Genomic DNA, 13,410 nt, shown 5'->3' with positions numbered 1-13,410 from the left:
GAAATGTGGGGTTTTACTCACAATCGGAAGCAAAACCGGAACTTACCCCACAGCTTAGCCGTTGAAACTACCCAACTCCACACCTAAATAACCGCTTTCCCACATTTGCGGAATATCTCACACACTAAGTTCGGGCAAAACTCAAATAAACAAACCTAATTCTGGGTTAATTTGCATGATGACCTCAGCCAATACCCCACCAAGCTTTGGACTAAAACATGGGGACAAGATCTAATTCCGCAGCATGTAACAGATTTCGATACGACCTGAAGCAGCGTCGCTAGCCCTAGAGTAAGGCGCGAACTTTTCTAACGAGTACGCGCACCTAGCACGCTGTGAAATATGCCACCTAAATGAGTTAGAACCCACAAATAGGGGGAATTGGGATATAGCTCACCGTCCTAAAAACCATTATCCTTGGTGCCTCACTGGAATTGGAAACAGTTTATGTTGAGTAACTAATCACACAATAGAGGTTTTAAGCTATTGAAAATAGCTCATCTGTGCCCCATTTCAGATGTACGAATAACACAATTATGTAGCAATAGATGAGTTGTGCGTAACGTTTTTCGCCCCTTTTCTGGGGGCAAAAATAATCAATATCTGCGGTTATACGACGCGCAGCAGGATAGTAATCTGGTTTTCGTACGTCACGTCAATTGCCAAATAATCGACGTTTAAGCAATTGAAGCCCCATAAAATATGTGCCAACATGAGACTGTGCATCTCCTTGTTGAAAATCAGCTTCTTGCTCTCATCACGATTATGTCGCTCGGGTTGCTTCTTGGGCGAGTCAGAATAGGTAATTTCCGGCTCGGTGTGGCGGCAGTGCTTTTTGTAGGGTTGGGGTTTGCCACAATCGAACCCGAAATTACTTTGCCACCGCTCATTTATATCCTTGGGCTTTCAGTATTCGTCTACACCATCGGTTTAGAAGCGGCTCCTGGATTTTTTGAATCAATGCGCACAAGTGGACTTCGGCTCAATCTTTTTGGCCTTGGAATGATTGCAACAATCACGGCGGTTTCGTTTGGTTTGGTCAAGTGGTTCGGTATCGATAATCCTTCAGCAGCTGGCTTATTTACAGGTGCACTTACCAATACACCTGCAATGGCTGCGGTGGTCGATTCCCTCCCGGTTTTCATCAACGAGGCGGACGATAAAACACTAGAACTACCTGTAGTTGCGTACTCGCTCAGCTATCCGCTTGGTGTTTTGGGGGTTATCCTCTCGGTAGCTTTTTTATCCAAGGTTTTCAAAATTGATCACGATAAGGAAGCCGAAGATGCCGGTGTTGCCATTCAACCGTTAAAAACCCGCCGGATTCGGGTCACGCACGAGGGTTTACCCTCGGTATCGAGTATGCCTCTTCGCTTTGATTTGGAGATTATCATTTCTCGCATTGAGCATCGCGGCGAGCTTTTCCTACCTGAGCCTGGTGACCATGTAGATCCAGGAGATATCATTTCCGTTGTCGGAACAGAGGAAGAACTCGAACGCGCAGCTGCACACATCGGTGAGTTCCTCCCCGGTGATCCAACCCATGATGAACGGTTAGATTTTCGACGTATCTTCGTTTCTTCAACGTCGTTAGTAGGCATTCCGCTACGGCGACTGCGCGGGCGTCTTCCCGGCATATTGGTTACCCGGGTTCGCCGCGGGGATATGGATTTTGTCGCGACTCCTGACACCGTCTTGCAATTAGGCGACCGAGTTCGGGTGGTGGCCAGTACCGATAGGATCGACCAAGCCACTCGGATTTTCGGCGATTCTTATAAGCGAATTTCAGACATCAACTTGCTTCCGCTTTTGGTCGGCATGACTCTCGGTGTTTTACTCGGTATGGTTGCAATTCCATTGCCGGGTGGCGCATCGTTGAAGCTTGGTAGTGCGGGTGGCCCACTTATCGCCGCACTCATCTTGGGGGCAATTGGGCGCACCGGCCCAGTCGTATGGCAAATTCCGTTCGGTGCTAATCTCGCGCTTCGGCAATTGGGAATCACACTATTCCTCGCCGGGATTGGCACGACAGCTGGTGCTGGATTCGGCGAGGCGCTGAAAGATCCGCAATCGCTTTTGATTATCGGCATTGGCGCGATCATCACTGTTGTTTTCAGCTTGCTCACTCTGATCATAGGGTACAAGGTACTGAAAATCCCGTTTGGTCAGGTTGCTGGCATGATTTCAGGTCTGCAAACCCACCCAGCAGTCTTAACGTATGTTTCAGACCACACCAAGAATGAATTACCGTCCATGGGTTATACCTCGGTTTATCCGATGGCGATGGTGGCTAAAATCGTGAGCGCCCAAGTTCTCTTATTCTTGCTGTTCACTTTCTAATTTTTTAACCCAACCGGTCGTCGTAAGTTGCTACGATAAGCCTCGTGGTCTTCGCGTACGCGCTGGCGGCCAATTTCAACAACCGTTTACGCAGCAGCTTATGCTTTTAATCGCCCCTCGAGGTGTTATTTTCTGCTTTGACTTATCAACTTTAACAACAATGTCTCATATCCTCCTCTCCCCCACCGACACCCTGATTTTCAACGACACAACGTTGCACCGGGTACATGCCGCAGTGGATCTGCCGGTGCACGGTGTAAAACGCGGCGACCGGGGTGGTTGGGCGGCGCGGGCTTATAACGTCCAGGAAAGCGCCTGGATTGCGGACGAGGCCAAGGTGTATGACGATGCCGTTGTATCTGGTCAGGCAATCGTTCGCGATGAGGCAACCGTATGGGGTGCCGCGCATGTCAAAGAACAGGCAATAATCAGCGGAAATGCCGATATTTATGACCAAGCGATAGTAACCAGTGCCGCGCACGTTGCGGAGTGCGCTGAGGTTTTTGGCCGGGCGTGCGTTTCCGGGAATGCTATGGTCACAGGTTCGACCTGGGTCTCCGGTTCCGCACTGGTTACAGACGCAAGCGTTATCACCGGTGGCGTTTCCATTTCCGGGTTGATGCGTATCGGCGGTGAGGCGGTAATAACCGATCCGGGTGATGTCTGTGCGGTTAGTTTTGGTGCGCCCACAGATGCCCACATCACGCTACACCGGACCAAGACTGGTCACCTTATTCATGACGATTCTTGGTCGGGAACGCTTGATGATTTTCAGCTTCAGAGATTAACCGGCACTTTATCAAAACCCCAGTCATTGAACCTGATCAACTTTCTTCGCAGCTGTATATCTCAGTGGTAAGTTTCAAAAGCTTTTCTCACCCCGTGCTAATAGCACCATCGTGCCAAAGACGCTTTACGACGAATGACGTCGCGGCGTTAACACGCAATCAGTAATTTATCACTGTAGCTGTGAGACGGACTCGCTCCAGACGTATGCGCCGACAATTTCTCGCCCAACCGACTGGGCATTAGCCAAAGACACTTGGTTGTATCCATCACAATATGTCCCCAGAGTTCTTTGGTTTTGTACGCCTCGCTATCAGCTAACTCCCGGGCAAGATGAATCAGTGTTGCTTTACCGAATTTCTTTCCGTGGTGTTGCGGCACAAGACAGATACTAGTTAAGGCGATGCCATCAATTCCGAACTGCGAATCGATCGCACATGCAACCATGCCAATGAGTTCTCCGTCTGTGCTAACGCTCCAAGCCATTCCTGGTGAGATCTGGTCAGCTGTAAGAAGGTGGAACTTACGGGAAATTCTAGGATTCACCTCACGCAACTTCGTATAAATGCTGCGTTCAACTTTTATTGCTTCATCAGCGCTCATTCCTCGTAACTGTACGTTTTCGAGCGTTGGGCTAAAATGGCTGGCTATTGTTGCGATAGGTGCAGAAACCACATATTGGTCGACGGCAGCATTCGGCCAAACTACCGGCGTGAAGATACGCATAGCAAGCGGCTTAAAGCACTACTCGTACTGCCGAAGAATTTCTGTGCAGTGGTCAAAACTAAACGACTCTGGTGTCAGTGAGGTGGCAATGATGTCAATAAACGGTTGGGACACCTCTAATCCCCGGTAACGTATTCCGGTCAGTGCCCAGTCACCCGCACCAAGATCAATGATTCGGTTCGCCCACAATAATGGGTCTGCCACATCGACTCCGAAATAACTCTTTCCGGCTTCGCCCCAGTGTGCATCACCAATTCGGTCGATTTCCACCCCAAGGTAGGCATTTATTGTAGAAGCCGTGGCGGGACGAGCCGCCCAATTCGCTGCGGCGGAAACGATTTGTTGTCGGTTGATGTGCATCTGGTTCCCTCTTTTAGCTATTTGCACTTTTATTTAAAACGCACATAACCCCTTCGCCAACCAAAAAGGTCGGTGAAGGGGTTATTACTAACTAGCGATTAGTTGCCAGCGAGCTTCTCGCGCAGTGCAGCGAGCTGCTCATCGGAAGCCAGGGAACCGCTTTCTGCTGCCTCGTCTGCTGCTGCCGGAGCTGCCTCAGCGGATTCGGAAGAGTAGTTAGCAGGTTCACCGGCTGCGGCAGCCTCAGCTGCTGCGATCCGGTTACGCTCGATCTGAGCGGTGTGCAGGTTGAAGCGACGCTCCGATTCAGCGTAGCGAGCTTCCCATTCCTGACGCTGCTCGTCGAAGCCTTCGAGCCATTCGTTGGTTTCTGGGTCGAAGCCCTCAGGGAAGATGTAGTTGCCCTGCTCGTCGTAGGAGTCAGCCATACCGTACTTGGATGGATCGAACTCTTCGGTGTAGTCCTCGTCAGCCTGCTTGAGGGAGAGGGAAATCCGACGACGCTCGAGGTCGATGTCGATGACTTTGACCATAGCTTCTTCGTTGACACCAACAACCTGATCTGGAACCTCGACGTGGCGCTGAGCCAGCTCGGAGATGTGGACCAGACCCTCGATGCCTTCTTCGACGCGAACGAACGCACCGAATGGAACCAGCTTGGTGACCTTACCTGGGACGATTTGGCCAACAGCGTGGGTGCGTGCGAAGACGCGCCATGGATCTTCCTGGGTAGCCTTCAGAGACAGGGAAACGCGCTCGCGGTCCAGATCAACGTCCAGAACCTCAACGGTTACCTCGTCGCCGACGGTGACAACCTCAGATGGGTGATCGATGTGCTTCCAGGACAGTTCGGAAACGTGAACCAATCCGTCAACGCCGCCGAGATCAACGAAGGCACCGAAGTTGACGATGGAGGAAACGACACCCTTGCGAACCTGGCCCTTCTGCAGCTGGTGCAGGAACTCGGAGCGAACCTCGGACTGGGTCTGCTCAAGCCATGCGCGGCGGGACAGAACAACGTTGTTGCGCTGCTTGTCCAGCTCGATGATCTTTGCTTCGATCTGCTGACCGATGTATGGATCCAGGTCACGGACGCGACGCATCTCGACCAGAGATGCTGGCAAGAAGCCACGGAGACCGATGTCGAGGATGAGGCCACCCTTGACAACTTCGATGACGGTACCGGTAACGGCTTCGTCCTTCTCCTTGAGTTCTTCGATTGCGCCCCATGCACGTTCGTACTGTGCACGCTTCTTGGATAGAATCAACCGGCCTTCTTTGTCCTCTTTGGTGAGAACAAGAGCGTCGATTTGATCGCCAACTTCGACGACCTCATCTGGGTCGACGTCGTGCTTAATGGAAAGCTCGCGAACCGGAATGACACCTTCGGTCTTGTATCCGATGTCGAGCAGAACCTCGTCGTGGTCAACCTTAACCACGGTGCCCTCGACGATGTCACCATCGTTGAAGTACTTGATGGTAGCGTCGACAGCTGCGAGGAAATCCTCAGCGGAGCCAATATCGTTGATGGCTACCTGAGGGACGTTCTTGGAGGTCATATGTTAAGTGCTCCGAAATATGTAGGAATCGTTGGTGGACAGTTATGCGCCTCTCTCATTATGGCTGCTCAGCGGCCATAATGATCCCGCTTTCAGCGCGTTCATCGCTCTCCTACTAAAACGATACGCACTCAAAACCCAGACACGCTCGTGAAACATTACCCCATTTATGCAGCTAGAGCAAATAGAATCCCCCATTGTGGAACTAGAATCAACGAACTTTTCCGCAGCTGAAACTGCACGCGCCCAACAAACGCATTGGAACGCCGACGCGCTCGATTACCATGACCGACACAAAAACTATCTATCTGGGTTTTATTGGTGCCCAGAAATGCTCAACGAAGAACATGCACGGTTACTCGGCGACGTTGCTAACCAACGCATTCTAGAAATCGGATGCGGTTCAGCGCCATGCGCTAGGTGGCTAGCTCACCAGTTCGCCACTGCTGATATCTTCGCTTTTGATATCTCCGTGAACATGCTTCGGGCAGCCCCAGACGTCGAAAAGCGCAATCAACCAACGAACCTCCACCTAATTCAGGCCGACGCCACCCTTTTACCTTTCGCCGACACTTCGTTCGATCAGGTATTCTCCGTTTTCGGCGCGATCCCGTTCATCGCTAATCTCGCCTCCTTATTCACCGCGGTTGCACGGTGCTTACGGCCTGGTGGTCGATTCATCTATGCCACCAACCATCCCATGCGCTGGGTGTTTCTCGACGACCCAGGCGAAGCCGGGTTACTCGCGGCGGTCTCTTATTTCGAGGACAACTACCACGAGATGGACTCAGAATCTGGTGAATTAACATATATCGAATATCACCACAGCTTCGGCGACCATGTACGGGCGTTGACGGCGGCTGGGTTTCAGCTTGTCGACGTCTTAGAGCCCAAGTGGCCCGATGATCTCACCGAAATCTGGGGACAGTGGTCACCACTTCGAGGCAAGATATTTCCAGGCACCGCAATTTTCCTTGCCGAGTTACTCCCGAATCGACGATGACTGGGCATTGCTCAAAAGACAACCTTTGCACCCACTCTGTTCACGTTAAAGAAACCGCGGCGACATAATTTAGGGCTTCTAACCGATGCAACCTAACCGCAACCCCCGAATACCCCCTCCAATCGGACATTGTAGAACAAAAGCCACAAATCTAAACATGGGTAAAAAATGCCAATAGCAAGGCAGTTTGAAAACTTTATGCAGCTATGCTAGCTAATTACACAATTTTCCCTCCCGCACTAGACATCAGACAAATCTGTGGAAAATGTTGTTTTAAGTGTTATTGGGTGTATTCTTGAAAACGAATCTCACGGTTATGCAGGTGCTTTAAAGCGCGACGCAACCACATCAAAGTTTGAGTTCGTAGCCAACAGCGAACGAGAAGGCTTGACAAGGTGTGGCAATTGGAAAACTTGGGGCGTCGAAAAGTGTAGTCAAGGGTAAGCACGAACGACCGCAGGCCCCACAATCGCTGATTAGAGAACATGCGTACTTTTCCTTAAGAAAGGTAGAACTATTATCGTGAGCACCACTGCTTGGGAGGGTTTTACCCCAGGTAACTGGCAAGAAACCATCGATGTCCGCGACTTTATCCAACTCAACTACACACCATTTAACGGAGACGAGTCGTTTTTAGCAGGCCCCACCGAAAAGACGCTTCGGGTCTGGAACCACTTAGAAGAAAACTTCCTCGCAGTAGAACGCGAACGCCGCGTGTACGACGTGGACACTACAACTCCAGCCGATATTGATGCATTCCCAGCCGGGTACATCAGCACCGATGATGATGTGATTGTCGGGCTACAAACCGACACCCCACTCAAGCGCGCAATGATGCCTAATGGCGGATGGCGCATGGTGGAAACGGCGATCAAAGAAGCCGGATTAGAACCAAACCCCCACGTCAAGGAAATCTTCACCAAATACCGCAAAACCCACAATGAAGCCGTATTTGACATCTACACCCCGCGAATTCGGGCCGCTCGCTCCGCACATATCGTCACTGGTCTCCCAGATGCCTACGGGCGAGGACGTATCATTGGCGACTACCGTCGTGTAGCCCTATACGGTGTCGACTTCCTTATTAAAGAAAAGGAAGCCGCTAAAGATAGCGTCGCAGACAAGCCTTTTACCGAACACTGGGCACGGTTTAGGGAAGAACACGCCGAACAGATCAAAGCGCTAAAGAAGCTGAAAACAATGGCACAAGCCTACGGCTTCGACATTTCCCAGCCGGCACGAACTGCACAAGAAGCTGTGCAATGGACCTACTTCGCATACCTGGCATCTGTAAAAAGCCAAGACGGCGCGGCGATGTCTATCGGTCGGCTATCCGCATTCCTCGATATCTATTTTGAACGCGATCTCAATGCAGGTCGAATCACTGAAACAGATGCTCAGGAAATGATCGATGCGTTGGTCATAAAGCTACGCATCGTCAGGTTCCTACGCACCATCGACTACGACCAAATCTTCTCCGGTGATCCTTATTGGGCAACCTGGTCCGATGCCGGTTTCGGTACTGATGGCCGTTCCATGGTTACCAAAACCAGCTTCCGTTTGCTCCAGACGCTACGGAACCTAGGACCTGCACCAGAACCGAATATCACCATCTTCTGGGACCCAGCACTGCCGCAAGGCTACAAAGATTTCTGCGCTGCTATCTCCATTGAAACATCCTCTATCCAGTACGAATCAGACGAACAGATTCGTGACCGGTGGGGTGACGATGCGGCAATCGCGTGCTGCGTATCCCCTATGGCGGTGGGCAAGCAGATGCAATTTTTCGGCGCCCGCGTCAATGCCGCAAAATCCTTGCTCTATGCAATCAATGGTGGACGCGACGAGGTCTCGGGCAAGCAGATAGTTGACGGCTACGATCCTATTTCCGGCGACGGGCCATTAGATTTCGATGAAGTGTGGCAGAAATACGAAGACATGCTGGATTGGGTAGTCGGTACCTATGTTGAGGCGCTGAATATCATCCACTATTGCCATGATCGTTACGCCTACGAATCCATCGAAATGGCACTCCACGATTCCGAAATCGTGCGCACCATGGGCTGCGGCATTGCCGGGCTTTCCATCGTGGCCGACTCTCTTTCCGCAATCAAATACGCGAAAGTTACCCCGGTGCGGGACGAAACTGGCCTGGTTGTCGATTACGTCACCGAAGGTGATTTCCCGGTTTACGGCAATGACGACGATAGAGCGGACGACATCGCCGCGACTATTGTGCACACGATCATGAGTAAGATCAAGGAAATCCCCATGTACCGGGATGCGATTCCGACCCAGTCAGTTCTGACTATCACATCAAACGTCGTGTATGGCAAAGCAACCGGTGCGTTCCCATCTGGTCACGAAGCTGGCACCCCATTCGCCCCGGGCGCAAACCCAGAAAACGGTTTGGATTCCCACGGAATGCTCGCCTCAATGTTGTCGGTGGGCAAACTTGACTATGAAGATGCCCTTGATGGTATCTCGCTGACAAACACCATTACCCCATCCGGTTTGGGTCGCACCAAGACTGAGCAGATTGGCAATCTCGTCGGAATTTTGGATGCTGGTTTCATCATGGATGATCCAAACTGCTGCTCAGTTAGCCAATGATCTGCGGTGATCGCTTGCACGAGGTGCTTCCCCACCTTTGAAAAACGGGTGAAGCAACCTTGTTGTGCAGCCGCCAGCCGTCCTTTTGCCAAAATTTCAATCCACTACACATAAGGAGAAAACTACCCAATGTCCACAAAGACTTTTGACGAACGCCTCGCCGATATGAAAGCCGCCCGTTCGGAGCACAATGCGGGTTCTGGCTTGTACCACGCCAATATCAATGTTCTTGATCGGGGTACTTTGGAAGACGCCATGGAGCACCCAGAAAACTATCCGAATCTAACGGTTCGGGTTTCTGGTTACGCCGTTAACTTTGTCAAACTCACCAAGGAACAGCAAAAAGACGTTATTTCCCGTACGTTCCACTACGGCGCTTAAAGTTTATTGCAGACTGAAGTCCATTGGGGTGCTTTCTTGATACACGGATAGTGCATTTTAAGAAGGCACCCTGGCCGTATGCTCTAAGCGCTAAGCAGTATATGAGGTAAGTTTCATGGTTGATGGTGTTAATGCATCAGTTACAGTGGCACCGAGTAGTGGGCCACGATTGCGGGGCACGGCAAGCGGCCTTGGCCACGGCACGGATATCGCAGTGGAGCTTAGTAGGCCAGAGCTTTTCGACGCCCGCCGTACCGGCGACATCGGTCTGGTTCATTCCTGGGAACTCGTCACCGCAGTTGATGGGCCCGGCACTCGGATGACATTGTTTCTCTCCGGTTGTCCGCTGCGTTGCCAATACTGCCACAACCCTGACACCATGACCATGAAGGAAGGCACGATTGAAAAGGTGGAGGATATCATCGCTAAAATCCTCCGCTATAAGCGGGTTTTCCAGGCTTCCGGCGGCGGTTTAACCATCTCAGGCGGCGAACCGCTGTTTCAGATTGCATTCACCCGAAAAATCCTAAACGCTGTTCATAATGCGGGAGTTCATACCACAATCGACACTTCTGGTTTCCTCGGGGCACATTTGTCTGACACCGATTTGGATAAAATTGATCTGGTTTTGCTTGACGTTAAATCAGGTATCCCGGAAACGTATAAAGAGGTAACTGGCCAAGAGTTACAACCCACGATTGATTTCGGTGATCGTCTTCATGCGCTGGGTAAGAAGGTTTGGGTGCGGTTTGTCCTAGTTCCCGGGCTAACCGATTCGAAAGAAAATATCCAGGCGGTGTGCGATATCGTCTCCCGGTGGAAAGAAAGTGTCGAGCGTATTGAGGTGCTCCCCTTCCACAACATGGGCCAAGATAAGTGGCAGCAATTGGGGATACACTACAACCTGGAAAACGTGGCCCCTCCCACCGCCGAGTCGGTTGCGCGCACTCGCGCCGTTTTTGCTAACGCGGGTTTCACCGTTTACTAATCCCGCTTCGGTTCGCAGGCAGCGTCAAGCTCCGCGACCGCAGCTTTCGCCCATTTCACGGCTTTACTGTTTCCGCTCCGTGTGGCTAATTCGCGCAGGCCTGGTACGAGTAGCGACTCCGGTGGTGCAATCTTTTGTACCACCGCGCTTCGCACATCGGGGGCAAAATGCGCCATGACCTCCGCTATTTCTGCAGTACCGCTAGGCACGGATGCCTGTGTGACCGCATAGCTTAAGGCGTCGTCAAGCACGGGCCACACCAGCGCCAACATGCCGGTTTCGGCACAGCCTGCTAACCCCGCAGCAAACAACGCGAGATGGGTTTTCTGCTCCGCCCAATCCAGCGCCGTGAAATCCGGAACGCCTGGTAGCAACAGTCCCCGGTGCCAGGCGGTATCGACTGCCGCCGCTACCCGCGCCGATGCGGGGTGCGCGGCAGGCCGCAGCAAGCCGAGCAGGTTTATCGCAGTACTAGGGCTCAGCGGTTCAGATGACCGCGCAAATTGCTCAGCCAATATCGCAGCCGCACCCAAGTCTTTCGCCTTCCATACCAAGCCGCGCGCGGTCACGTCCCGCCATGTCGGAAAAGTGCCCGGTTCCGGCGCGAACTTACAGTTTTTCACCAGCCGATTCGGCTTCTGCCGAAGCGATAGCGGTGCGCTGACCACGGCAGGGGTTTTTCCATTCGCCCACTCTTTGCTACTTGTCACGGTTTCCTCCGTGAACGGATCTTTAAGATACTTGGCAACGATCGTGCCTGCGGTTATCCCTACTATTTCACCAGAATTACTGCGCACGGCTACGTCCAAGTCTTGGATTCCGCGTTCAGCAATGAAGCTGTCCCGCGCGGCGTTATCGTCAGGTGCAACCTCGCGCAACCTGGCAAGCGCTAACGCCAAATCGGATTCTTGTACGGGCCTGTTGGCTTTTTGGTAACAGCGGATTCGCTCAATGAGATCATCTACATCGATGGAAAGATCACCATAAGATGGCTCCGACAAAACCGCAGGCAGGTCTTCTTCGACAGTTGCCATCAGTGCCGCGAGTCGAGCGGCACCAATGGAATATTGTTTAACACCCAGGTTCGTTTTTAATTTGCCGCGTTCCCAGTCCCGAATGATGGTTGACCACGGCTCGATGCCGACCATCTGTGTCAACGATTGAAGGTCAGTCGGCGATTTTTTAGCCAGCTCGTAGATGGCTAACGAGAGTTGTTCCGTTATGAGATCATCGGGAAGCTGCCCGAAATATAAGTCCGATTCGCTGGCTCGGCCTCTCATTGTTCGAATCAGATCTGATAACGACTCTATGGTTGCTGGGATTTTCTCAAATCGAGCTGGCGACCATGTCGGCGGAGTTGGTTGCCAGCAACACACAGTAGGTTCGGAGTTAGCAACGGCTGGTTGCCGTTCCTCTTCGATATTCCATTCGTTCAGGAGCGTGCCCGCCGCGTCGGCAAGTTTATCGTCTGTTGAATGTGCGAGTTCCGTAAGCCGGGCTGCCAGTGCGGCTTTAACCTCAACGCTTGGTGCTTGTCGACGCCTTAAGGCCTGCACCGTGCCACGTTGCGCGGCCAAGGTTGATGAATAGAGACAACCTAGTGCGACGTCGATAAGCTCAGCATCGGTTAAGCCGCTGTCCGAGGTGTTCGCAAGCAGCGGTATGCCGAAAGTAGTGACAAATAGCGATTCGCTGGTGGCAATCAGCGGATATATATCCACGCGATGGCGATAAAGTGTCTCGCCTTCGAAACCAAGATAGTTGGTAAGTATTTCGATCCAGCGTCGTCTATCGCTTGGCCGCACGCTAGCTTCCAGCGCACGTATCGCAGCGCCGATGAGGCCTTCTGGCGGGACCAACCCGCGTTCAATAATGCCAGTAATCGCGGCACCGAGCGGGCCGGATACCCGAACTCCGTGTTCGATCGCCGCCACAAGGTGCTCGATCGCAGTTGGCAGGAGTATTTCTTCTGGGATGTCCTGTGCTTCTGGCGGAAATAACGTGGGTTCAGTGGCACCGCCTAAACTTCGGCCAGCAAAAACCGCCCAGTCTTTGAGATACTCAAAATTTTCAATCGGCGGTAATTCCTTAACGCACATCGCGGTGACAGCAATCTCGCCATAGAATGTGGCGTTATGCTCGCCGAAACGGTTCGTTTTCCTGCACACGGTTTCGGTAAATGAGCGCACGAAATCGTCGTCCCGACAGGCCACAGCTGCTGCGACCACTTCCATGTCAGATTGCGTGACAATATTTCGAGCGCGGTTCGCGGATATCCCAAGCCGAATGGCAAAACAGCGAAACATCGTTAGGTCGATATCAGCCAGTGGCGGTACTGGCCGCAATTCGCCGTTGCTCCAGTACGTGAGATCACCTGATTTCAACCCGCTTAACGCCGCCTTTTGGTGGTCCTTATCTCCTAACGGCAGGAAACACATTTCGGCACGATCAGCGGTATCCCAACCAAGGTTACGAAAGACTGTAACGGCGATTTCGAGTTTCGGATTAATTTTCACAAGTGTTTCTTTCGACTACTGGTACGGCATGCGGTTTTTCGACCAGATTCCACTAATACCAGCATTCCCGAGAAGTTTTGCATAATTTTGCATTAAGATTAAAAAACATTGATTATCGCAGCTTGAAAGGCCAAAACG

The 13,410-nt window shown here is 51.9% G+C and carries 10 protein-coding genes; 6 read left to right on the top strand and 4 right to left on the bottom strand.

Going from position 1 to position 13,410, the window contains the following annotated elements:
• Window positions 1-720: 720 nt before the first annotated feature.
• Together CMUST_RS07310 and CMUST_RS07305 are read left to right on the top strand one after the other, a co-directional pair.
• Complete coding sequence (locus CMUST_RS07310; RefSeq protein WP_201779230.1) at window positions 721-2,340, top strand: aspartate:alanine exchanger family transporter; 1,620 nt, start codon at window positions 721-723, stop codon at window positions 2,338-2,340.
• Window positions 2,341-2,500: 160 nt separating this feature from the next.
• The gene (locus tag CMUST_RS07305; protein WP_047261960.1) at window positions 2,501-3,199 is read left to right on the top strand and encodes a hypothetical protein; all 699 of its coding nucleotides are present in this window, start codon (window positions 2,501-2,503) and stop codon (window positions 3,197-3,199) included.
• Window positions 3,200-3,276: 77 nt separating this feature from the next.
• Here CMUST_RS07305 and CMUST_RS07300 read toward each other — a convergent pair whose 3' ends face one another.
• The 3 genes from CMUST_RS07300 to rpsA all read right to left on the bottom strand — a co-directional run bounded on the left by CMUST_RS07300 (window position 3,277) and on the right by rpsA (window position 5,771).
• On the bottom strand, window positions 3,277-3,852 hold the full coding sequence (locus tag CMUST_RS07300; RefSeq protein WP_047261959.1) for a GNAT family N-acetyltransferase: 576 nt from the start codon (window positions 3,850-3,852) through the stop codon (window positions 3,277-3,279).
• 18 nt (window positions 3,853-3,870) lie between these two features.
• A complete protein-coding gene (locus CMUST_RS07295; RefSeq protein ID WP_047261958.1) occupies window positions 3,871-4,212 on the bottom strand; it encodes a hypothetical protein in 342 nt (113 codons plus the stop codon).
• Between the two features lie 98 nt (window positions 4,213-4,310).
• Window positions 4,311-5,771 (bottom strand): 30S ribosomal protein S1, encoded by a 1,461-nt coding sequence (rpsA, locus tag CMUST_RS07290; RefSeq protein WP_047261957.1) that lies wholly within the window; start codon window positions 5,769-5,771, stop codon window positions 4,311-4,313.
• Between the two features lie 169 nt (window positions 5,772-5,940).
• Between rpsA and CMUST_RS07285 the strand changes: the two genes are divergently transcribed.
• From CMUST_RS07285 to pflA, 4 genes are all read left to right on the top strand, one after another.
• Window positions 5,941-6,774: a class I SAM-dependent methyltransferase gene (locus tag CMUST_RS07285; RefSeq protein WP_047261956.1), complete on the top strand. Its 834-nt coding sequence runs from the start codon at window positions 5,941-5,943 to the stop codon at window positions 6,772-6,774.
• Window positions 6,775-7,296: 522 nt separating this feature from the next.
• Window positions 7,297-9,387 carry a formate C-acetyltransferase gene (gene pflB / locus CMUST_RS07280; protein WP_236690180.1) on the top strand — a complete coding sequence of 697 codons (2,091 nt, stop codon included), beginning with the start codon at window positions 7,297-7,299 and terminating at the stop codon, window positions 9,385-9,387.
• Window positions 9,388-9,516: 129 nt separating this feature from the next.
• Entirely contained in the window at window positions 9,517-9,768 is a 252-nt protein-coding gene (gene grcA2, locus CMUST_RS07275; protein WP_047261954.1) for an autonomous glycyl radical cofactor GrcA2, read from the top strand.
• A 115-nt stretch (window positions 9,769-9,883) separates the two neighbouring features.
• Window positions 9,884-10,756: a pyruvate formate-lyase-activating protein gene (gene pflA, locus CMUST_RS07270; RefSeq protein WP_047261953.1), complete on the top strand. Its 873-nt coding sequence runs from the start codon at window positions 9,884-9,886 to the stop codon at window positions 10,754-10,756.
• Here pflA and CMUST_RS07265 read toward each other — a convergent pair.
• Window positions 10,753-13,272, bottom strand: a complete 2,520-nt coding sequence (locus CMUST_RS07265) for a DUF7824 domain-containing protein (protein WP_047261952.1) — start codon at window positions 13,270-13,272, stop codon at window positions 10,753-10,755. The genes pflA and CMUST_RS07265 overlap by 4 nt on opposite strands.
• Window positions 13,273-13,410: the final 138 nt, after the last annotated feature.

The sequence above is a fragment of the Corynebacterium mustelae genome, from assembly GCF_001020985.1.
Lineage (GTDB): Bacteria > Actinomycetota > Actinomycetes > Mycobacteriales > Mycobacteriaceae > Corynebacterium > Corynebacterium mustelae.
The sequence above is the reverse complement of the archived record's forward strand: the minus strand, read 5'-3'. Positions and strand labels throughout refer to the sequence as shown.